This window comes from Asaia sp. HumB, assembly GCF_030263835.1.
Lineage (GTDB): Bacteria > Pseudomonadota > Alphaproteobacteria > Acetobacterales > Acetobacteraceae > Asaia > Asaia bogorensis.
Genome location: NZ_JARPML010000002.1, coordinates 1,987,831 through 2,009,964, shown reverse-complemented (window position 1 = coordinate 2,009,964; position 22,134 = coordinate 1,987,831). Strand labels below are relative to the sequence as shown.

Here is a 22,134-nt window from a genome sequence, read left to right as displayed (position 1 = left end):
CGCCGGATTGAAAAGCGCCGGGCTGCGCCGGTGTATCGGACGTCAGAACACCAGCACAGATTTACCGATGCTCTTTCCGCTCTCGCTCTCGCTATGCAGCCTGCCCAGTGCCGCAGCACTGAGGCCCTGAGCCCGGTGATACTCTGTCGCCACCACATCCCCGGACTGAACAAGCGAGGAGACCTGCTCGAGAATATCATGTTGTCTCGCCTGATCGGGCGTGGCGAAAAGCGAGCGTGTAAACATGAATTCCCATGAGATCGTGGCGCTCTTCTTCTTGAACCCCACGATATCGAAATGCGTGGGATCGTCGATCACGCTCAGATGCCCCTGAGGCGCCAGGATTTCCTCATAAAAAGCCTGATGGCGGTCCGTTGCCGTCAGAGCGGCGATATGGGTTACCTGCTCGAAACCAAGGGCCCGTATCTGGGCTGCCATGTCCTGTCGATGGTCGATCACATGATGTGCGCCTATCCGGAGCACCCAGTCACGCGTTTCATCCCGTGATGCTGTGGCGATGACGGTAAGACCCGTCAGCTTGCGGGCCAACTGAATGAGGATCGAGCCCACACCCCCAGCGCCGCCAACAACCAGCAGGACGCCTTTCGTCAGGTTGGTGACCGCCATGCGGTCAAAGAGCATTTCCCATGCTGTCACGCTGGTCAGCGGCAGCGACGCGGCCTGCCCCCAATCGAGACGGTCCGGCATATGGCCGACCAGTCTCTCATCGACCGTCTGCATCTCGGCATTGCTGCCCTGGCGCATCAGGGCACCGGCATAGAACACCTTGTCACCCGGTTTGAAGAAACGGACCTCCGGGCCCGTGGCCTCGACGATTCCGGCGGCATCCCAGCCCAGAACGCGCCATGCCTCGCCATCCAGCGCACCGGCCCGCACACGTATCTTGGTATCGACGGGATTGATCGAGACCGCCCTGACCCGCACGAGCAGGTCGTGCCCTTTCGGGGCCGGAGGGTCGGGCAGGGTAATGTCCTGCAAGACATCAGGCGCACCGGGCGCCTTGTAGCCAACTGCTTTCATGGAAGTGATCCCTCCCGGAAACATGTCCTTGGAGCAATCAGACTAGACCATCATCCGTGCTGATGGAATTCCCTGACGGATGACCCGGTCCACCCACGCTATGGGGACTCATGCTCCAGGCTCTACAGCGATGGGCACTCCCGCCATATGCATCGAGCCGCGAGCACGGATGCCGTCACGTAGCAGGTCTGGCATGACAAGGGGTCATGCCTCAAACCTGCAGGAAGTCAGGCCGGGCGAACCAGCTCATAAAGCGCTACGGCAGCAGCATTGGAAACGTTGAGGCTTTCCATGTTACCGGGCATGTAGACGCTGGCGATCTCATCGCAGCTTTCCCGGGTCAGGCGCCTAAGGCCCGCCCCTTCTGCACCCAGTACCAGCGCCACGCGACGACCCGCAAAACCCTGACCGTTCAACATCGAGCCGCCCGCATCCAGACCCACCGTCCAGAGACCCGCATTTTGCAGCTGGGCAATGATGCGCGAGAGATTGACCTCACGCAGGATGGGCACGACATCCAGCGCTCCTGAGGCCGCCTTGGCCAGCGCCCCGCCTTCCTGAGGTGTATTGCGGTCCTGCACCACAAGAGCAGCTGCCCCGAATGCCGCTGCCGACCGCAATATCGCACCGATATTGCGCGGATCGGTTACCTGATCGAGAATCAGCAAGGGCCCCTCGCGGCTGGACAGCACGTCATCGAGATAGGGCGGGGTCAAGGGTTCGACGCGCATGCAGACGCCCTGATGCACGGCGTCACGCTCACAAAGATGGTCCAGTCGCTGGCGCTCGACCACGTTGGGGGAAATACGGATCGGAACCTGTCTGGCTTCGAGTGCCGAGAGGGCTTCTTTCGTGACCAGCAGCTCGTGCACGTCGCGCTCTGCATTGCGTAGAGCTGCTTCAACGGCATGCAGGCCATACATCCAGTATCCGGCGGCGGATGAACGCCCGCCGGAGGAACGGCCGCCTGAAGAACGCCCCTCGAAAGAGCGTTCGCCAGAGGGACGATCCTCTGGAGCGCGGTTTTCAGAAGCGCGGGCAGCGCGCGAGGCGGATGAGCGTGAAGGGCGTCTGGACATGAGCGCTCTATGAAAGCAAGCCGCCCGTCATGCAACAAAAATGAAGAAAGCTTGTTGACACCAACCGTGATCCGCCATATTCCCCGTCCCGACCTGGAGAGATGCCCGAGTGGCTAAAGGGGGCGGACTGTAAATCCGCTGGTGTACGCCTACGTTGGTTCGAATCCAACTCTCTCCACCAGGTCCCCTCCCTTGAAAATACTCAATCACTTTCAGTCGATGCGCCAACGCACTTCGGGCTATTCGTGGCAATCAGTATTACCTGTTGCCGCGTGGTGACGAGACCGGACGCTCTGCGATCTGTACGCACGATCTGCAATCGGAGAGTTCCTTCCAGTGCCTCCCCGCCCTGTCCGCCTTCGTTCGTTTTGATCACGCATCGTCGCCAGGGCGGATTGCGCCTTGCGCCTGTCTCATTGCAAACAACTATTGCTTCGTTGGTCGGGTCGAAAGGCGCCCCCTCCGAGTCAGGAGCCCGATGCAGGACAATGAACCAGGGAAGTAACGGCACATGCGCTGCAAACCGAATTTTTCGAGACTGATGCCCGCCGCGCGACGTGGCCGGGATGCCGGTATCGCGCGTATGGGCATAGCCTCACTCGCTCTGCTTGGCCTTGTCGCCTTCAATGGGGTTGCCATCAGTGCGGCGCATGCCGAGCCACGCCTGGTCATTCTCGATGATGACGGGTTTGCCCTCGCCCAGTGGATGGTCATCAAGGCACCGAATGTGAAGGTTCTGGGCGTCACGACTGTGACAGGCGATGCCTGGGCGAAAGAAGCCACAGCCGATGCGCTTCGTGGTGTGGAAATTGCCGGCCGGCCGGATCTGCCTGTCTATACAGGGGCCACCTATCCACTGGTGAATACCGAAGCGCAGACCGAGCGCTGGGAGACCCTTTACGGCAAGCTGGTCTGGAAAGGCGTGTGGATGAAGCACTGGGTAGAGCCCACTCTTCAGAAACTTCCACCCTATCACGGTCCGGATGTCGTGCCGGACCTGCCTCAGGGCAATCCGACCATCAAGGCGCAACACGAACGCGCTGCTGATTTCATGATCGACATGGTGCATCGCTACCCGCATCAGGTGGCGATCATCGCCACGGGACCGCTGACCAATCTTGCTCTGGCCCAACGCCTCGACCCGGAATTTGCCTCGCTCGCTAAGGAGCTGGTCTATATGGGCGGCAGTCTCAACCCGCGTCAGACACGCCCTGATGAAGTTGCCCATCAGTTCGCACGCGAATTTCTCAATGCACCAAGGCGCGAATTCAACATTCGCTTCGACCCTGAGGCTGCAAGCATTGCCCTGCGCGCGCCCTGGCCCCGGATCACCATGATCCCAGTCGACCCCTCGACAGATACCGAGCTGACCCCCGATCTGCTCAAGCGCCTTTCGCGCTCCGACACCCCGGTTTCGCGCTCCCTCAAGACCCGCGAGCCGGGCTTCCCGCTCTGGGATGAAATTGCTGCAGCTGTCTGGCTCAATCCGGGCCTGATCACCCAGAAAGCGGACCTCTATGTTGACGTAAACACGCAGTTCGGCCCGTCTTATGGCGATATTATCTCGTGGTCGCCCGGCTATCAGCCTGGCCTCGGTGAGGGACGGACAATCGTGGCGCAGAAAATCGACGTGCCCCGCTTCGAGGATCTGATGGACAGGCTGGTGGCCGCCCCCCAGCCTCCGCTGAGCGGCAAGCCCCTGCCCTGAGCGATCTTGCCGACAAGAGGGCCTGAATGACCTGTCAGGCCCTGTGCGTTGTAATGGCCTGTCGCAATTCTGCACCACGCACAGGCCGCTCCGATTGCTGTTCGGCCTCGCCCCTTGAAGCCGCAGGCCGAGAGAAGAACGCTCCCCTGGCCTTTACGGGTATGACCCGGATGCGTCAGAAACCTTTATTGCGGCCGTATCCGGACAGGACCGCAATCTGCCTGCAATGAAGAAAAAGAGCCCCATGGCCCATCCCCAGACGATCCAGATCTTCCTTCCCGATGGTGACCCGCAGGGCATACGCATTGCCTCGATCACAACCCGCATTGTTCAGTTGATCGAGATTCCTCGCCTGAGGCTGGCTGACTTTCTTGCCATGTCGGAAGCGGGCCATGTGGGGCTCTACCTTCTGTTCGGTGAGGATGATGAGACGGGCCATGCCAAGGCCTATATTGGTCAGACGGGTAATCTGGGCGCACGGCTCAAGCAGCACCATGACGGCAAGGATTTCTGGAACCGCGCCCTCGTTGCTCTCTCACTGACGCATAGTCTTACGGTAACCCATGCGCATTATCTTGAGTGGCTGGCAATCAACCGCGCCGCGCAGGCGGGCCGCTGCAAGCTGGAGAACAGCACAATAGGCACACGCCCCCACACCCCAGCCGCGATGGAAGCTGAGTGTCGCGAAATTTTCGAGACGATCGATATCCTCCTGACGACGCTCGGACACCCTGTTTTTGAAGCGCTTGTCAGCAACAAAGCCGCCAAGCATAGCCTCGAAGAAGTAAGTCATCTTTCTCGAATAACTGAGCGCGATCACCCCGAAAAGACCGTTTACCTTCGTAATGAAAAAGCTAATGCGACAGGTGTCTATACAGAAACGGGCTTCATCGTTTTAAAGGGTTCATGGGGGCGTGCTCCAAGCTCCCATTTATCTCTTACCGCAGCCACCCAAAAGAAGCGCCAAGATCTCCTCGATAACGGCCATCTGCAGGTCATCGAGGAACGCCTCTGCTTTCTCACCGATTTGAGTTTCAACTCACCAAGTGCGGCAGGAACCATGGTGAATGGTCGCTCAACCAACGGATGGGTCGAATGGAAAGATGACTGTGGTCGTCCCCTCTCCGAAATGATGGGCCGCAATGCAAGCAAGACCTCCAGCGACATATGATTCTTCTCTATCTTGTCTCCCATACTCGAATTCAGTGATTTGAAATCAGCACTGCAGGCTGATTATGACGGTCGTTCTCGAGGCGACTCTCGCCACGGTGAGTCGGCACCGCGACGCGCACAAGTCGCACTGGCAATGGTCTGCCCATAGGCAAGGGCCGTATGCAGGGCTGTCTCATCAAGCGCTTCCAAAGCTTCCGGCGCAAGAAACCCTGTATCGGATAGACCCGCAAGCAACCCCGCCATGAAGCTGTCGCCCGCACCCACCGTGTCCACCACATTGGTGGGTATGGCGCTGGCATAAGCCTGCGCTGTGGGCGTCCAGCCGCTGACACCCTCCTTGCCATGCGTGATCACCACGAGACGTGCCCGGTGGCCAAGCCAATCGCGCGCTGCATGCTCATGAGCGATACCCGGATAGAGCCAGTCCAGATCAGCCCCGCTGATCTTGATAATATCGGCATGATGCAGGAGGCGCTGCATACGTGTGCGATAACCCTGTTCATCACGGACCAGCGACGCGCGGATGTTCGGGTCAAAACTGATGAGCCTCGCCCCGCCGGCCTCCCGCATGAAAAGCGCCTCATAGGCGCTCGCCGCGGGCTCTCTTATCAGGGCGATCGACCCGAAATGAAGGGTCCCCACGCATGAGAGATCCTCACTGTCCGGCATGGTCTCACACAGGCGATCGGCTGCTCCCTCATCGAAAAACGCGTAGGTCGGTTCAGCCTGATCGAGATTGACAAAGCCGAGGGTGGAGGGCGCATCAAGCCTCTGCAGAAAGTCCAGCCTGACCCGGCTCTGCTCAAGTGCAGCGACAAGCTGATCGCCAAACAGATCTGTCGAGACGGCTCTACCAAACCAGGTCTTGATGCCCAGACGCCCCAACGCACGCGCTACGTTGTAGGAGGAGCCGCCCGGACAGGGCCGATAAGCCCCCCCTTTTCCGGGTGGCCCGTCTGGCAAATCGACCGGAATAAAGTCGATAAGGGCTTCACCAAGACACAAGACTGAACCACTCATGACCAGACTTTCAGCGAGACATCAGCCCGCCATCAGAGAACTGATACTGACTACGCCCCGTATGCTCGCAGCAGCAGGCGGGCACGGTCCACTGGAGAGCACGGTCACTGACCTGCAGCTGTTTTCTCGAAAGCCGCCGCTGCGTCTGTCGTCAGCGGATCGCTGAATAATTGCTCGGCGACAGCCGGGCTGAAGGTGAAGGTGTCGCACCCCGAGGCCGCAAGAGCCGCGAGGTCATCAGCTTTTCGCAAGCTTGCGACGAGCAGACGTGTTGGACGCCCGCAAGCGTGCAGGATGCGCTGCATGGCCGTGACGATTGCGAGGGCATCGCCCCCATGATCACCAATCCGGCCAAAATAGGGAGCCACGTAATCCGAACCCGCAGCAGCAGCCGTAAGGGCCTGATGCGCCGCATAAACAGCAGTCAGGGTCGTCCGCACACCATAGGCATGCAACGCCGAAACAGCACGTATGCCGTTCTCGGTAATCGGGACCTTGACGACCATACGCGGATCGAGCGCCGCCAGCGCCAATCCGGTCTCAATCAGCCTCTCTGTTTCCACCCCCCAGCATTGGGCCTGCACCTCGCTGACCGGATAGCTGAGGATATCGCTCACCAGCGGTGCAATGGTCGCGAGGGTGCAGGGCAGGCCCGCCCCATCAAGAATGGTCGGGTTGGTTGTGACGCCATGAAACAGCCCTGTAGGCAACCAGCGTCGCAGGGCATCGCGATCTGCAGTATCCAGAAAAAATCTGACCCCGGGCTGATTTTCGGGGGTGGCTCTCAGCGTCATGACAAATTCCTCGAAGTAAAAATCAGGAATCCGAAGTTGTGTCATGAAGCTTGAAAGGGAAACTATGGGTCTGTCAGCGCATAATTGCGTGTTTGGCCCACACTTATACGTCACTGGCAGACGAGACCGTCCGAAATTTCGCACGTTCACATTCGCACCCTATGTGACTCACGCAATCGTCGTCCCAGACAGGCAAAAAGCCCGACCGTCTATCGTTGAGGAAGCATCTTGCGCGGCGTGTCTGGCGGCGAACTGAGGAGCGAAAAAACTACAATAGCCGACAATAATGGGCGACTACTTAAATAACGATAAGCATAGTGTGGAACAGCACTATTGCGACGCGACGAGATGCCACAGATGAACGGGACCAAACGCTAGACCTGAACAGGAAGTCCGGCCATATCTCCAGATACGGGTGCACTTCCTGATCGTCAGATTTTGGGAGTTATTATGCAATACGATAAGCTCGGCAACACGCCGCGTTCCACTCTGCATCCGATTGAGAAAACTCGCTATTGTGACGTGTTACGCCCGATGATGGAGCGAAACGTAGAATCTCAAATCCGGACAGACCTTGCGTGAATGCCAGCCAGATCTCACAGGAGGCATCTATGACCGCCCTTCTCTTGTTTTGTATGTGCCCCAATAAAAAAGGCCCGTTTCCGGGCCTTTTTGCTTATTTCAGCTTGGCGTTGCATTGGGAGTAATACCCGCCGCCCTTCTGGATCCATTTCAGAGAACCGTTGCCGCCGGATTGCTGGTTCGCATGATACTGGTCGAGGCAGGTCTTCATGCGTGCCTTGCCCGCCGGGAGCTTGGCATAGGCAGCGGAGACAGAGGTCGGAAATACCACGTTGCCAGACGCTGTCGTGGAAGGCTTCGAAGCGATTCCTGCACCCGGTGAGGCGGGTGCCTCGGTGGTTACAGGCTTGTCTGCCGCTGCTTCCTTTTCGGCCGGAGCCATGGATGTCTGCGCGGTGCTGGTCGAGACATCGCCACACTGGGCAGCCTTGAAATCCTTGTATTTCTGGCCATTCAGGGTGCCAGCTTTCTCGGCAGCCTGAAACTTCGCATGACATTCCTTCGCCGTCAGCGCCAGGGCGGGGGAGCTGGCAAAGGCCGCTCCACCGAGCATGAGACCGGCCAGCAGAACGTGGCCATGAGAGAGTTTCAGCGCCATTGGCAAATTCCCGTTGGGTAAAGAGTGCGGATCAGTTAATCCGCTCACCATGCAGAACCATGTCCAGACCTTCGAGTTCCTCGTCACGCGTGACACGTAGCCCGATTGTGAGATCGATAACCTTCAGGATGATGAAGGTGAAGATCACGCACCAGACGATGGTCACACCCACAGCTTCGGCCTGACGGACGAATTGCGCGAAGGAACCAACGACACCTGTCGGATTGGCATCCGTTGCCGATAGCGGCCCATAGGCAAACACGCCGGTCAGCAACGCGCCTACGATACCGCCCGTACCATGCACACCAAAGGCATCAAGGCTGTCGTCATAACCAAGGCGCGGCTTGAGAATGGCCGAGGCCCAGAAGCACACCACGCCAGCCACCAGGCCGATGATCAGCGCCGGACCTGCCAACACGAAGCCTGCCGCAGGCGTAATGGCCACAAGACCCGCCACAGCGCCGGAGATGATGCCAAGAGCCGTCGGCTTGCGGGAGTGGATCCACTCGGCAGCCATCCAGGCCATGGCACCACCTGCGGTCGCGATCTGTGTGGTCAGCATGGCCATGCCTGCACGACCATTGGCACCACCGGCAGAACCGGCATTGAAGCCGAACCAGCCCACCCACAGAAGTGAGGCACCGATGATGGCGTAGGTCAGGTTAAAGGGCGAGAAGTCGTCATGACCCATGCCACGGCGCTTGCCGATCACGAGGGCAGCGACAAGACCCGCGACACCCGAGTTGATATGAACGACGGTACCACCAGCAAAATCGACCGCGCCAATACCTGCCACCCAGCCAAGCGGGCTCCAGACCCAATGGGCAATCGGCGCATAGACCAGCAGGGACCACAGCACGGTAAACACGCACAGGGCCGAGAATTTCATGCGTTCGGCAAAGCTGCCTGCAATCAGGGCAGGCGTGATGATCGCAAAGGTCATCTGGAACATTACCCAGACGCTCTCGGGAATCGTCATCGCTACAGGGTTGGCCGAATTGGCCCCCATGGTGAACGCCTGATCGCCCCCCTTGCTGATATGGTCGGCCACGCCGTTCAGCATGAAGCGCGACATATCGCCAATCCAGGGCGTGCCCGTGCCGAAGGCAAGGCTGTAGCCGATCACCAGCCATACGATGCTGGCAATACAGCAGATGGCAAAGGACTGGATAAGGGTCGCAAGAACATTCTTCTTGCGGACCATGCCGGCGTAAAACAGGCCGACACCCGGAATGGTCATCAGCAGCACAAGAGCGGTGCTGACCAGCATCCAGGCCGTGTCACCCGTGTCAATCGCGGCAGGCGCTGCGAAGGCAGGCAGGGGAAGCGCGCAAAGAGCGAGAGGAGCAAGGGCCTTGAAAACGCGGCTCATATGGCAGTTTCTCCCGTTTCGCCGGTTCGGATGCGGATGACGCTGTCGAGAGGCGAGACGAAGATCTTGCCATCGCCGATCTTGCCGGTGCGGGCGGCGTTGAGAATCGCATCGACGACTTCATCGACGATGTCATCACTGACAGCGATCTCGATCTTGACCTTCGGCAAGAAGCTGACCTGATATTCAGCGCCTCTGTAAATCTCCGTCTGACCTTTCTGACGGCCGAAACCCTTGATCTCGGTAACCGTTAGGCCCTGTACCCCTAAAGGGGTCAACGCTTCACGGACGTCGTCCAGCTTGAACGGCTTGATAATCGCCGTAATGAGCTTCATTACATTCCTCCGCACCGCAAACGGCTTCTGTTTATAGAAACAGCTCCGCCAGTTCTCATGAACATAAATCGTGCCAGTTTCATAACGAGATTGGCAAGGGTCTATGACGATCCATTTCCCATTTCCTGCGACTGCATTAAAAAAGCCACGGTCAACAATGCTGCGGAGAAATGAACCCCATGCGACAGGTCGATATCTGCATAAACGGCGCTGGTCCCGTCGGGGCCACTCTGGCCTGTCGCCTTGCGGCCTCGGGGCTTCGGGTTCTGCTCATCGACCGGTCTCCCCTGCCGGGCATGGAACATCCCTCGCTCGACGGGCGCGCCTATGCCATTACCGAAGGCTCACGCCGCATGCTGGTGGCGGCCGGTATCTGGCAGCACCTCCCCTCCCCCGCGCAGCCCATACGCAGCATCACCGTCAGTGATGGCCGCCCCGGCGAGCCAGCCTCCCCCCATGGCCTGCGCTTTGGCCCGGAGGATGCACCGATCGAAAATGGTGAAGCCACGCCATTCGGATGGATGATCGAGGCACGCGACCTGCGTGCAGCCCTCAACCATGCCCTGACAACGCATGAAGGCGCTCTCGACATCGCCGCACCTGACACGGGGCGCTTCGACCTTGGCGCCGATCATGTCGAGATCACGCTCAAATCCGGACCGGTTTATCGGGCGCCGCTCGTCATCGCCGCAGAGGGGCGGCAGAGTCCGTTACGCCAGCAGGCGGGCATCATGGTCACGCGCCTGCCCTATAACCAGTGCGGACTGATCAGCATCATTCATCATGAGCGCCCACATGACGACAGGGCGCTCGAACATTTTCTCCCTCAGGGGCCGTTTGCACGCCTCCCCCTGCCGCCCACGGCCGAGCATCCCTATCGTTCGGCGATCGTCTGGGCAGAGGCGACACGACGCGCCGAGCGGTTCTATGCGCTCGACGAAGCGGCCTTTGCCAATGCCATCATGCAGCGTCTTGGCGATGATGTAGGCAAGGCCGTTCCGGTCGGCCGACGCTGGATCTATCCGCTTTCGGCACAATATGCCCAGCGTTACACGGCACCGCGGCTTGCGCTCGCGGGCGACTCTGCCCATGGGCTTCACCCGATTGCCGGACAAGGCCTGAATGTCGGGTTCAAGGACATCATCGCCCTTTCCGCCCTCCTGGAAACGCGGTTTGCCAGCGGGGGCGATCTCGGCGGCGCCGATCTGCTTGCTCGCTACCAGCGTCAGGTACGCCCTCATAACATGGCGATCATGGCGGCTTGTGACGGGCTTGAACGCCTGTTCGGCAATGACAATCCTCTCCTGCGCTTCGGGCGTGATCTTGGGCTGGGCGTGATGAGCCGCCTGCCAGGCCTGCGCCGCACATTCGTGAAGAAGGCCATGGGATTATGAGCACATCACCCGATCAGACATCGCCCAGAGCGCCCGATCTGGGCGTCGTATGGCAGGAAATGCTCAAGCAGAGCGATGTCTGCTGCGATGTGCTGATTCAGGGTGTATTTGCGACAGGCATCAGCGATCACCGCAATTTCCAGGGGGCTCTTGCGGCGCTGCTCGGCACAAAACTGGCTGACCGCGCGCTTTCGGCTCCGGTGCTCTCTGCGCTCGTCACATCGGCACTGGCTGAAAAACCTGAAATTGCTGAAGCCGCCGCCGAAGATATGATCGCGATCTGCGAGCGCGATGCCGCTTGCCCGGATTACGTGACCCCCTTCCTGTTCTTTAAGGGCTATCACGCCATCCAGGCCTATCGTATCGCCCACTGGCTCTGGTGCCATGACCGCCAGCATCTTGCCCGCCATCTGCAAAGCCTTGTGAGTGAACGCTTCGGTCTCGACATTCACCCCGCCGCCCGTCTTGGACGGCGTCTGGTCTTTGATCATGGCGCAGGCATCGTGGTGGGTGAAACCTGCATTATTGAAGACGATGTTTCGCTTCTCCAGGGCGTTACTCTCGGCGGGACGGGCAAGGAAACCGGCGATCGTCACCCCAAGGTCCGGCGGGGCGTTCTTGTGGGAGCCGGAGCCATCGTGCTGGGTAATATCGAGCTTGGCGAAGGCGCCAAGGTGGGCGCGGGCTCTGTCGTGCTCGAGAGCGTACCACCTTACACAACGGTTGTGGGCAATCCCGCACGTCGCATCGGCACGCGCCATACCTCCATGCCAGCTCTGGGCATGGATCAGCGTCTGCCTCCCGTGGATTATGTGATCTGACATCAAGGCCTTCAGGAGTGCCTCCGGCAACAGCGCCCCCGCGCGTGAGGACGCTGTTGCTTTGGCTGCGCCGTGGGGCGCTCGCTCTGGTTGGGCTGGTCGCCACCTATCTAGCTGTCCTGGCTTATCCTGAACCGGCTTTTGCCTATCGGATGCAGTATCGGCAGTTCGATCTCTGGTCGGATCGCCCTATCGACAGCCATATCACTATCATTCTGGATGACGCGACGCGGCGCTTGCAGACATCGAGCCTCTACACGCCACAGCAGCACTTCCACGTCTTTTTCTGCAACGCGCGCTGGCGGTTACAGCTCTATGGGCTGTTTCACCCAGACGTCGGGGGCATCGTGATCGCGCCGCTCACATCCAATATCTACCTTCGTGAGTCGGATATCCCTCATGACAGGATCATTCCTCCCCATGCCGGACCGATGGCAGATGCGAAGGAACGCCCGCTCGCCTATTACATTGCCCATGAGGCGACGCATGTGATGCAGGGCCGCAGCTTCAGACGCTTCTTTGCCCTGACCCGCCCCGCATGGCTCAACGAAGGCTATGCCGATCTCGTCGGCAAGGGCGGTGACTTCGATATGCGGGACAATCTCGCGCGATTCCAGACGCATGATCCCTCCATGGATGTGCGCCGGAGCGGACTCTATCGGCTCCATCATCTGGAAGTCGCCTGGATGCTCGGCCATGACGCTGTTCCTCTTGAAACGCTCTACGCGCATCCTCCGGCCGAGAAAAAGCTCCTCGCTAGATTGCGCGAGGCACGACTGCCCTGAGACAGGGCGTATCGCGCGGCGTATGGATCAGTCGAACGCCTTACGCACCAGGGAGCCGAGCAGAGTGCCTTCGGCTGCGCCTGTCGCTTCCGTCATCCCGAGATAGGGGCTGAGCGCTCCGGCGAGATTGGACAAGGTGAGTGTCTGCAGCCAGATGCGCCCCGGCCCGGTCAAACGGGCCAGAAACACGCCATCGCCCACGAACAGCTTGTTGCGTATGCCGGGCAGTGTCGTAATATCGAACTGCACACTCTCCTCGAACATGCCGACATGACCGGGATGCACATCGATCTGTTCTCCGGGTGCAAGATCATGGGCCACGATCTCGCCGCCCAGCTCCGCCCAGAACTGACCGTAACCCGAGATGCGCTGGAGGATGAATCCCTCCCCGCCAAACAGGCCCGCGCCGAGCTTGCGCTGGAAAGCCATGTCGAGGCGGACCCCTTCGGTACCGGCGATGAAGCCATGACGATGCACAAGATAGGCCCGCGATCCATCGAGCGTATGCTCGGTGATATGCCCTGGTATCTTGGCAGCGAAAGCAACGATGCCGGGAGCCCCTTCAGCGCGATAGCGGATCATGAACAGCCCGCCTCCCGCAATCATGCGCGAGAGGGTGCCCATGAATCCGCTTTGCCCGGCCCCTGACGTGCTGGTTTCCAGCGAGACATGGGGGCTTTTCCAGGAGAGCTCGCCCGTTTCGGCCATGAGCGTCTCGCCGGGCTGGAGGGCGATGCGAAGTACGGGGAACAACGAACCATCAATCTGGGCATCCATGAATCATTCTCCGTGAAACATAACGTCACAGAGCATGGCACGGCGGAGCCAGTCGATGCATCGGCAAAAATGCAGGCGACCATGAAAGATGCGTTCTCAACCGATCATGACCATCAGGCCGGTTCCAGCTGTTCAGAGGAACTCCACATGGGACTTGAAGCCAAGCAGGACGGCGTCTTTGAGGTTTCCCTGCCCGTTGGGTCGCACGAACAGCTCAACCATCGGCTGCATGAGAATACCGCGCCAGGCATGCCAGCCGTAATTGGCCTCCATGACGACGGCATGACGCTGGATACCGGTGGCACGGTAGGGCAGTACCTCCCCCCTCGCGCGCAGCAATTCTTCGGTGCGCTGCACGCCGGGCGACATTGCCGTGTAGCTGAAGGCCAGGGCGATGGTGTCCTCAGGGCGGGAGGCGAAAGTCCCACGGCTGATAAGACCGCCATAAACCTGCCAGTGACGCAGCGCCACGCGCCCGTCATTATAGAGAAAGCCCCAGAGCGCCGTCAGGCCGGAATCCGTATCCTGCCCCGCCTTGTCCTTGCGATAGGTCGTTATTTTCTGATCCATCAGCACCCAGGCATTATAGCTGGCACGGTGCTGGCGCTGATTCAGCCCTGTCACGGCGTAGGGCTGGCCATACTGGTCCTCGTGGATATCGGAAAGCGGGGTGGTCGTGAGGGCCGCACCAATCTTGTAATGGCCGGGTAAATGGCCACGCGCCCTTGGCTCCCAGCCCAGTTCGAGCGGCATACGCACACCATTGATATAGGCACTATTGAACTTGAAGCCGCTGCGGTTCATCGAATAGGCGAACATGCCCTCTTCGGTCAGATACAGGCCAAGCTGGATGTAGGATTGCGGCAAGGGGCGACCGCGCACACGCAAACCCCAGTTCCCCGCCGGAAAGGTCGAGGCATATCCGGTATCGGCTGCCGCACGGGGGCGACCGCAAATGGCGTTGATCTGGAAAGTGCAGAAAAGCGGGCTGGCCACGAAGTCGGAGAGTTCGGCCATGCGCCCCGCCGCAATCGAGAGCTTGCCGCCATACAGTGTCTCTTCGCCATAGGCCATGACGAGATGCACCACCACATTACCGCCCCCGCCATAGATTTCTGAGGAGTGGTTCAGCCAGTCGCCGAACATGCGGTTGGCAGGCGTGCCATAGCGCCCCGTCACGACCATATGCGTGGCAAAGCCCCTGATATGCGCGATGCGCTCCCAGTCCACATTCAGCGAGAGGGCATATTGCCCGGCATTGCTCGAGCCCTGACGGTAATCGCCGACATGTCGTGTGGGTGTGGTGACGGCGGCCGCATATTCGTTGATATTGTCGAGCAGCAGCCCGATCCCGTGACGACGCAACCAGTCCGTCACGCCAAAGGGATTATAGAATACGGCCTTGGGCTGACCGAATGCCGGCACGCTGGTGGGCTGCAAGGGCCGGTCAGGAAACGGATCATTGATCTGATAGCTGGGTTCCGAGCCGGTTTCCTCATCGTCATCATCGGCGGCCCAGCCCGGCATCGGGGCTGACATACCTGCAAGACAGGCGGCGGCCAGGCTCCAGCGAAAGAAGTGACTCAGAACCAAAGAAACTGCTCACGGAAACGTTAGGCCTCGGTCCTAGCATCGCCAATCTGTGCCTGACCAGTCCGATTTTTTTCCACAAAGCCGGAACCGGGGGAAAGCAGCACACAGGGGTCACAATGCCCCGGCTCTGGCAGGCGCCCCCGTCTTGCCGGATGAACCGGCTATTCCTTGTCGATGCTGCGCTTGGGCAGCAGGGCGGGAATGAAGGTCAGCGTGGCAAGCAATGTGCAGGCCAGCGACATGAGCAGTAACCGACCCATACTGGCCGTACCCGGATGCTGCGAGGCGGCAAGCGACCCGAATGCCGTTCCTGTTGTCAGGGCCGAAAACAGGACTGCGCGGGCCGTAGGCGATGTCAGCGGGCTCTTGATGCCCGCACGCCAGTTCATCACGAAATAGATGTTGAACGACACCCCCACGCCAAGCAGCAGGGGCAGCGCGATGATATTGGCGAAATTCAGTGTCTCGGGCACCGTCACGATCAGAATGACCGTGATCAGCGCAGAAAGCAGCAGGGGTGCCAGAACGAGCGCCATATCCAGCAGGCGGCGCAGAGCCACAAACAGGATGATGGCGATCATGACCAGAGCCGAAATCGCCGCCGTCGAGAAAGCATGAACCATCGTATGGGCGCTCTCGACCACCTCAAGCGCAGTGCCTGCCGTATTCTTGTCCACCGACTGCATGTCGCGCAGGAAGCGATAAAGCACCTTGCTGTCGGACATCCGCCCTTTCGGCAGAACCTTCAGCAGGGCGCGTCCGTCCGGCGCTACATAGTCACGCGCAATATCCTGCGGGATGCTTTCCATTGTCACAGGCGTGGGCTGAAGCACATCGACAAGCTGGGCGAGCTGCTCGGGCAGAAAGCGCGTAAGCGCCGTATTGGCCGCCATGATCCGGTCATCCGGCGCTTTGGCGAGTGTCGCAAGGGCTTTCTGGATGTCGCGCAGCGGTGAGTCGGGCGCGGTCTTGTCGATCACGGCGCCCAGCTTAGCCGCTGCCGAGGCTGCGCTGGCGCGAAGGGCATTGGCATCGGGCGCAGGCTGTACTTCCTGACCCACCAGTGTCGGCAGCAGGATCGACGCCGTGTCCTTGATCATCGCGAGCTTCTCGGTCTGATCTTCCGGCACGAACATGCCCAGCCACATGACCGAGGAAACACTTGACAGCGCGTCGAACTGCTTGGCCCGTTCTGCGGCGACCTTCAGGTTCGGCACGATCACCTCGCCATCATAGGGCGAGGCGCGCGGGTCCTGCTCCAGCAGATGAAGCGCGCGCATTCCCTCGGTGTCCGGGTTCTTGGTGTGCAGAGGATCAGCGTCAAAGCTGAGGCGCGGAATGAGCGCAATGCCGGTCAGGGCCAGAATGGCGTAGAATGCCAGGATAGGCTTGCGGAAACGACGCAGGAAACCGTCGGCCGGTGCAAGGCTTGCAAACCCGGGCATGCCCCTGCTCAGACGCGCGCGGAACAGATGCAACAGAGCCGGCAGCAGGGTCATGGTGCACAGGAAGGCGATGATCATGCCGATACCGGCAATCAGGCCAAGCTGGGCCACGCCCACGAAATTGGTCGGAACGAAGGCAAGGAAACCCGCCGCCGTTGCCAGAGCCGCCACCAGAATCTGATGTCCCGTCTCGCGGCCCGTCTCGGCCAGTGCCTCGGCAGGCGCCATGGCCTCACCCGATGCCAGACGCTGCCCCCGAAATCGGACAGAGAACTGGATTGCGAAATCGACAGCGATACCGACAAACAGAACGGCAAACGCGACAGAAATCAGATTGAGCTTACCCACGGCGAGAGCGGCAAAGCCTGTCGTCAGCAGAAGGCCGATCACGAGCGTGATCAGGATCGGCACGATCACGCGTACAGAGCGCACGGCCAGAACCAGCCAGCATGCCACCAGAACGAGCGAGGTCAGCAAACCAAAACCCATGCCATGGGCAACGGTCGAGAACTCCTCATCGCTCAGCTGCACCGGGCCGGTGATCATGGCGATTGCGTTGCCGCTCCTGACGAATGGCAGGGAATCGATGGCACGGCGCATGGCGGCGCTTGCCTCGCCACCCGGCTGAAGCGAACCGAAATCCTGATGCGGCTGCGTGATGACATACTGGTAGTTGCCCGCCATATCGCCCAGCGGACCCGCCAGAAGATTCTGCCATGACAGATCTTTCGGGTGGCCGCTGGCGGCATCATTCAGCGCTGTGGCAAAGCCGCGAAGCTCTGGCGTGAAGCTCTCGGGGATATCCTCACCTGCTGACAGCCCCTCACCCATCAGCCCAAGGGCCGTGAAGATACCGCGTGATGACGGATCGGCCGAAAGCGTCCCCAGAAAAGGCTGCGCTGCCACGATGGAATCGAGCAGCGTGCCGAGAACCGGCTTGTCGAGATAAAGCAGCCCGTGATTTTCAAGGAAGGGCGAGTCGTCAGGCAGGCGAACGGTACGGAAATTCTTGTGATCGGCGCGCAGGATACGGGCCAGTTCGCGCGCTGTCGCGCGGCCCTGCTCTGGCATGTCGGCCTTGATGATGGCCACCATCAGGTCGTCATTCTGCGGGAAAAGCTGGCTCAGCTCTGCGCCACGCTGTTTCCAGGGCAAGCTGGCTGCAAACATTTCATCAGTATTGGTTGTCACACCAAGGCGTTGCGCCGTCAGCACCAGACTGCCGGCTGTAAGCACCGCAAAGAGAGCGACGATAACAAGGGCGCGCCTTGCGCAGAACGAGACGATCGATCCGATGAAATTTGCTAGCATTGACGTGTGATGAACCCTGCCACGGAAAGACGCCAAAGCGTCATGGTCCGGGCAGGTTTAGAGCATTGTCACCCGAATGGGAAACCACACCCGTCACAGCGTTGTAACAAACGCCTCAGCTGCGGGTGTTGCGCAGGAAAGCCAGGGTCTCGACACAGGCGGCCGAAGCCTCGCGACCCTTGTTGTGCACATCCTTGCGCGAGCGCGCCTGGGCCTGCTCATCCGTGTAGGTGGTAAGCACACCGAAGGAGATGGGCGTTTCAGTGGCAAGCTGGGCCTGCATGATGCCGATGGTGGCCCCAAGGCTGATGAACTCGAAATGGGCCGTGTCACCCTTGATCACGCAGCCAAGGCAGATGATCCCCTCATACGTTCCCGTCTTGGCCAGAGCCTGCGCCATCAAAGGCAGTTCGAAAGCTCCCGGTGCATCGAACACATCGACATCGCGGATATTGTGTTCAGCGAGCCATTCCAGCGCGCCATCACGCAGGCCATGCGTGACATCCGTGTTGAAGCGGCTCACCAGCAGGGCGAGCTTGGGCGTGGGAACGAGTGTGAGGTCGGGAGCGACGGGGATGGATTTGCTCATGGAAGATCCTTACTTCTGAATCACTGAATCAACGAGTTCGGGCCAGACATCGCTGAGCTGATGCCCCATCCGGGTACGCTTGGCGTGAAGATACGCCCGGTTGAACGGGTTGGACCCGGCTTCGAGGCGTTCCTGACTGATGACCTTCAGCCCTGCCGCCTCCAGTCCCGAGACCTTGCTGGGATTATTGGTGAGCAGCCTGAGCGTGTCGATACCAAGCGACTGCAGAATGGCCGCGCCTGTCACCCAGTCACGCGCATCGCCCGGCAGACCCAGTTCCAGATTGGCTTCAAGCGTGTCCTTGCCAGCATCCTGCAGGGCATAGGCCCGTATCTTGTTGCCAAGTCCGATCCCCCTGCCCTCATGCCCACGCAGATACACCAGCACACCAGAAGGGGCTGCGGCAATACGCTCAAGCGCTTCGCGCAATTGCGGGCCGCAATCGCAACGCAGTGAACCCAGCGCATCACCTGTCACACATTCGGAATGCAGACGCACCAGGGGGGTGCCGTTGCCGGGGTCACCCTTGATCAGCGCTACATGCTCGATGCCATCGGGGGCACGAAACGCCTGGATACGCAGGTCATGACCGCCATAGACGCTGGGGAGCGCTGCCTCGGCAATACGCTCGACCGCAGGCGGAACGGGCGCAGGCAGAATGACGTCTCCCAGCGCCTCGCGGCCATGCACGCGGCACCAGGCGGCAATTTCCTCAATGCTGATGACGGGAATATCGTGACGAGCCGAGAATGCGCGCAGTTCCGGCAGGCGTGCCATCGTGCCGTCATCGCTCATGACCTCGCAGATCACTGCCGCAGGAAACAGGCCTGCCAGCCGAGCCAGATCCACAGCGCCTTCCGTATGCCCGTCACGCGCCACCGTACCTTCGGGATGCGCCCGCAAGGGGAAGATGTGGCCGGGGGTGCTGATATCCTCGGGCTTTGCATCGGGGTGGCCCGCAACCTGAATGGTTCGTGCCCGGTCGGCCGCCGAAATCCCCGTCGTGATCCCGGTCGTGGCCTCGATTGAGACCGTGAAGGCCGTTCCACGTGGATCATGACCGCGCCGGGGCATCATGGGCAATTCAAGACGCTCGATCTGCTCCGGCTCCAGCGGCAGGCAGATCAGCCCGCGCGCATGGGTTGCCATGAAGTTGACGGCATCCGGCGTGGCAAACTGGGCGGCAATCACCAGATCGCCCTCATTCTCGCGGGCTTCATCATCCACCATCATCACCATGCGCCCTTCACGCAGAGCGGTGATGGCATAGGCCAGAGCGGGCGAACGAAGCGTGTTCATGACCGTACCCCGTATTTCAGCAGGCTCTCGACATATTTGGCCAGCACATCGACCTCGACATTGGCCGGATCGCCCTCGCGGATTTCGGAGAGCCCGGTATGGTCCCATGTGTGCGGAATGATCATGAGGGCGATGGTGAAGCTGTCATCCAGCACGTCGCTCACCTCATTAACCGTCAGGCTGACGCCATCGAGCGCGATCGATCCTTTCTCGACCACATAGCCACGCAAGGCAGCGGGAAGGCGGAACGTGATGTGATGCGACTCCCCGACCGAGCGGATCCCCACCAGATGGGCAAGCCCATCAACATGCCCCTGAACGATATGTCCCGAAAGACGTGTCGAGGGTGTGCTGGCCCGCTCAAGATTGACCCGCGCTCCGGCCGCCAGTCTGCCCAGAGCCGTGCGCGACAGCGTTTCAGCACTGACAAAGAAATCTGCCAGCCCTGAAGAGTCATAGGAGGCGACTGTCAGACAGACACCATTGACGGCAATGCTCTCGCCCAGATCCATATCCGAAAGTCCCGTCTCGACCTGAAGCAGGATCGCCTGATCGCGGGGTTCGACAGCCTTGATACGGCCGATATGTTCGATAATGCCTGAGAACATCAGAAAGCAGCCTTGTCAACAGGAAGGGGACGCGCCCCTTCATCAAGTATGAAACGCAAGGGGGTGGGGCCGTGGGAATAGACCCGGTGCCGGTCAGGACCGTCCGGGGTGGTCTGGATGTCCAGCCAGTCATCCCAAAGGCTAAGCCGCCTGATTTCGCCGAGTAGCCCGGGCCCGGCTTCGACCATCGCCCAGTTCGCGCCATGATCGGCCAGAAGCGAAGGAATCTCGCCCAGATCACGCGAGACAAGCACGCGAAAACCGCTACCGATCATTTTCTCCCGCCAGGAATCGGGAAGGCGATTTTGCCTGTCACACACCACGACCAGTCGCGGCACCCGGTCCTCATGATCGGGAACATGGCGCACATCGAAACGTGGGCTGTCAGACAGGATCGTGCCAATACCCGTGATGATTGCATCGCTGGCGCGGCGTAGGCGATGGGCAATCTCAAGCGAGGCCTGGCTGGTAAAAGTCTTGCGCCCGGCAGGTGGAATCATCGAACCCGTATTGTCCCGTGCCTGCTTCACCGTGATCCACGGGCGCTGGCGCATGATACGTGTGGCAAAAGGCGCCAGAAGCGCCGCGCAGCCATCATGCACATCGGCGAAGGCCGGGAAATCCTCGAGCAGAAAGACACTCCGCCCCTCAGGCATCTGCTGCAGGCGTGCAATGCCGCCCCCGGCTACCGGGTTCGGGTCGCGCATGCCCACCCAGACATCCTGCACAGGACTGTCGCGCAGCGCCTCGCTGCAGGGGGGCGTGAGTCCGACATGATTGCAGGGCTCAAGGGTAACGAGGGCTGTCGCCACGCGGTCGATCACGCCGGTCTCGCGCGCCCGGTGCAGGGCAAGCGCCTCGGCATGGCGGGTGCCGGTACGGTGATGAGCCTCGGTGACGAGTATGTTGCCCTCATGGTCGAGCAGACAACAGCCAACAGCAGGATTGGGAGAGGTGGCGCCAAGATAACGCGCCGCTTCGTTCAGCGCGGCCTTAAATCCCGAACGAACCGCCTCACGCTGGACCAGACTATGGCCCTTTTGTGCGAAGGCAGAACCGGGGGCGAAAACTCCCGACACGATGATACGGTCCCATCCATCAAGGACGGTCTCCGGGCGTGAACATTCTGTATCTCGGCCATGAGCATCCCTGGCGGGTGCACCACGACTGAGGCAAGTCCTGTTCTCTTCCATCCGGACTATGACCGTCGGCTCCGGATTTTGACCGGATCTGCTGACCCCCGGGCCTGAAGAGCCTGAGGCGCTCGCGGGCTCGTGCCAGAGGCACCTACCGCCGGTGGGGAGTTTCACCCCGCCCTGAGAACGTCGAATTCTGCACCGGTCGACATGACCGGACGGTCACTATGTGCCCCCTTGAACGCGTTTTGCAAGGGGCAAAGCCAGTCTGGCACCCTGACACGGGCCCCCGCCATCATCCCGGCAAGATGAGCAGACGCAAAAAAGGGCGGGAAAATCCCCGCCCTTCATGCTTGAACCAGGCGCGGTTCAGGTCACTCAGTGCGTTGCAGCCTGCGGCACCGAGTTGTGGATTGCGCCCTGGGTAGCGTTTGCACCATTGCTGACATTATGGCCGATCGAGCTGACATCGCGCCCGGCACCGTCAACCGTGTTGCATGCGGTGAGGCCAAAGGCAGGCAGCGCCAGCATGACAGCGAGAGCACCGGTGCGGAGGAAGGAAGCCGTAGTCATGGAACAATTCCCTTTTTTATAGGTTCGGCCTTCACAACGCGTCACCAGCATATGGGTTTGCTTCGTTACAAATTGGCATCGTCATGTGATGCCCCTGCCCT

Annotated in this window: 20 protein-coding genes, 1 tRNA gene and 1 riboswitch; of the genes, 6 read left to right on the top strand and 15 right to left on the bottom strand. The window is 60.2% G+C overall.

The window, feature by feature from the left end; all coding sequences use genetic code 11:
- Positions 1–42 precede the first annotated feature (42 nt).
- Both P5689_RS10190 and rlmB read right to left on the bottom strand, forming a co-directional pair.
- The gene (locus tag P5689_RS10190) at positions 43–1,041 is read right to left on the bottom strand and encodes a zinc-binding alcohol dehydrogenase family protein (RefSeq protein ID WP_285533066.1); all 999 of its coding nucleotides are present in this window, start codon (positions 1,039–1,041) and stop codon (positions 43–45) included.
- A 227-nt stretch (positions 1,042–1,268) separates the two neighbouring features.
- Complete coding sequence (gene rlmB / locus P5689_RS10185; RefSeq protein ID WP_285533065.1) at positions 1,269–2,120, bottom strand: 23S rRNA (guanosine(2251)-2'-O)-methyltransferase RlmB; 852 nt, start codon at positions 2,118–2,120, stop codon at positions 1,269–1,271.
- A gap of 95 nt (positions 2,121–2,215) precedes the next feature.
- On the opposite strand from rlmB, the gene P5689_RS10180 reads away from it, so the two are divergent.
- The 3 genes from P5689_RS10180 (at position 2,216) to P5689_RS10170 (ending at position 4,999) form a co-directional block, all read left to right on the top strand.
- Positions 2,216–2,301, top strand: a tRNA-Tyr gene (locus P5689_RS10180).
- Between the two features lie 330 nt (positions 2,302–2,631).
- A complete protein-coding gene (locus P5689_RS10175) occupies positions 2,632–3,828 on the top strand; it encodes a nucleoside hydrolase (protein WP_285533063.1) in 1,197 nt (398 codons plus the stop codon).
- A 244-nt stretch (positions 3,829–4,072) separates the two neighbouring features.
- Positions 4,073–4,999, top strand: a complete 927-nt coding sequence (locus tag P5689_RS10170; protein WP_285533062.1) for a GIY-YIG nuclease family protein — start codon at positions 4,073–4,075, stop codon at positions 4,997–4,999.
- A 62-nt stretch (positions 5,000–5,061) separates the two neighbouring features.
- On the opposite strand, the gene P5689_RS10165 is transcribed toward P5689_RS10170, so the two are convergent.
- From P5689_RS10165 to glnK, 5 genes are all read right to left on the bottom strand, one after another.
- Positions 5,062–6,021, bottom strand: a complete 960-nt coding sequence (locus tag P5689_RS10165) for a carbohydrate kinase (protein WP_285533061.1) — start codon at positions 6,019–6,021, stop codon at positions 5,062–5,064.
- A 104-nt stretch (positions 6,022–6,125) separates the two neighbouring features.
- Positions 6,126–6,815 (bottom strand): transaldolase family protein, encoded by a 690-nt coding sequence (locus tag P5689_RS10160; RefSeq protein WP_285533060.1) that lies wholly within the window; start codon positions 6,813–6,815, stop codon positions 6,126–6,128.
- A gap of 676 nt (positions 6,816–7,491) precedes the next feature.
- On the bottom strand, positions 7,492–7,995 hold the full coding sequence (locus P5689_RS10155; RefSeq protein WP_285533059.1) for a hypothetical protein: 504 nt from the start codon (positions 7,993–7,995) through the stop codon (positions 7,492–7,494).
- A 31-nt stretch (positions 7,996–8,026) separates the two neighbouring features.
- Complete coding sequence (locus tag P5689_RS10150) at positions 8,027–9,367, bottom strand: ammonium transporter (protein ID WP_285533058.1); 1,341 nt, start codon at positions 9,365–9,367, stop codon at positions 8,027–8,029.
- Entirely contained in the window at positions 9,364–9,702 is a 339-nt protein-coding gene (gene glnK / locus P5689_RS10145; RefSeq protein WP_023977809.1) for a P-II family nitrogen regulator, read from the bottom strand. The genes P5689_RS10150 and glnK overlap by 4 nt, the downstream gene beginning before the upstream one ends.
- A 170-nt stretch (positions 9,703–9,872) precedes the next feature.
- On the opposite strand from glnK, the gene P5689_RS10140 reads away from it, so the two are divergent.
- The 3 genes from P5689_RS10140 to P5689_RS10130 are packed head-to-tail and all read left to right on the top strand — an operon-like array spanning position 9,873 to position 12,702.
- Positions 9,873–11,096: a UbiH/UbiF/VisC/COQ6 family ubiquinone biosynthesis hydroxylase gene (locus tag P5689_RS10140; RefSeq protein ID WP_285533056.1), complete on the top strand. Its 1,224-nt coding sequence runs from the start codon at positions 9,873–9,875 to the stop codon at positions 11,094–11,096.
- Positions 11,093–11,917: a serine O-acetyltransferase gene (gene cysE / locus P5689_RS10135; protein ID WP_023977808.1), complete on the top strand. Its 825-nt coding sequence runs from the start codon at positions 11,093–11,095 to the stop codon at positions 11,915–11,917. The genes P5689_RS10140 and cysE overlap by 4 nt, the downstream gene beginning before the upstream one ends.
- Positions 11,918–11,961: 44 nt before the next feature.
- The gene (locus P5689_RS10130) at positions 11,962–12,702 is read left to right on the top strand and encodes a hypothetical protein (RefSeq protein ID WP_285533055.1); all 741 of its coding nucleotides are present in this window, start codon (positions 11,962–11,964) and stop codon (positions 12,700–12,702) included.
- A 27-nt stretch (positions 12,703–12,729) separates the two neighbouring features.
- On the opposite strand, the gene P5689_RS10125 is transcribed toward P5689_RS10130, so the two are convergent.
- From P5689_RS10125 to P5689_RS10090, 8 genes are all read right to left on the bottom strand, one after another.
- The gene (locus tag P5689_RS10125; protein ID WP_285533054.1) at positions 12,730–13,479 is read right to left on the bottom strand and encodes an AIM24 family protein; all 750 of its coding nucleotides are present in this window, start codon (positions 13,477–13,479) and stop codon (positions 12,730–12,732) included.
- Between the two features lie 132 nt (positions 13,480–13,611).
- Positions 13,612–15,072, bottom strand: coding sequence for a carbohydrate porin (locus tag P5689_RS10120; RefSeq protein WP_285533053.1), 1,461 nt, complete (start codon positions 15,070–15,072; stop codon positions 13,612–13,614).
- A 161-nt stretch (positions 15,073–15,233) separates the two neighbouring features.
- On the bottom strand, positions 15,234–17,828 hold the full coding sequence (locus P5689_RS10115) for an MMPL family transporter (protein WP_285533052.1): 2,595 nt from the start codon (positions 17,826–17,828) through the stop codon (positions 15,234–15,236).
- Between the two features lie 115 nt (positions 17,829–17,943).
- A complete protein-coding gene (gene ribH, locus P5689_RS10110) occupies positions 17,944–18,417 on the bottom strand; it encodes a 6,7-dimethyl-8-ribityllumazine synthase (RefSeq protein ID WP_023977802.1) in 474 nt (157 codons plus the stop codon).
- Between the two features lie 9 nt (positions 18,418–18,426).
- Positions 18,427–19,716, bottom strand: a complete 1,290-nt coding sequence (ribB, locus tag P5689_RS10105) for a 3,4-dihydroxy-2-butanone-4-phosphate synthase (RefSeq protein WP_285533051.1) — start codon at positions 19,714–19,716, stop codon at positions 18,427–18,429.
- Positions 19,713–20,324: a riboflavin synthase gene (locus P5689_RS10100; RefSeq protein WP_023977800.1), complete on the bottom strand. Its 612-nt coding sequence runs from the start codon at positions 20,322–20,324 to the stop codon at positions 19,713–19,715. The genes ribB and P5689_RS10100 overlap by 4 nt, the downstream gene beginning before the upstream one ends.
- Positions 20,324–21,310, bottom strand: coding sequence for a bifunctional diaminohydroxyphosphoribosylaminopyrimidine deaminase/5-amino-6-(5-phosphoribosylamino)uracil reductase RibD (ribD, locus tag P5689_RS10095; RefSeq protein ID WP_408868573.1), 987 nt, complete (start codon positions 21,308–21,310; stop codon positions 20,324–20,326). Before ribD ends, P5689_RS10100 begins: the two co-directional genes overlap by 1 nt.
- A 191-nt stretch (positions 21,311–21,501) precedes the next feature.
- A riboswitch (FMN riboswitch) is annotated at positions 21,502–21,652 on the bottom strand.
- A gap of 186 nt (positions 21,653–21,838) precedes the next feature.
- Positions 21,839–22,033 (bottom strand): entericidin, encoded by a 195-nt coding sequence (locus P5689_RS10090; RefSeq protein WP_122049030.1) that lies wholly within the window; start codon positions 22,031–22,033, stop codon positions 21,839–21,841.
- Between the last annotated feature and the right edge of the window lie 101 nt (positions 22,034–22,134).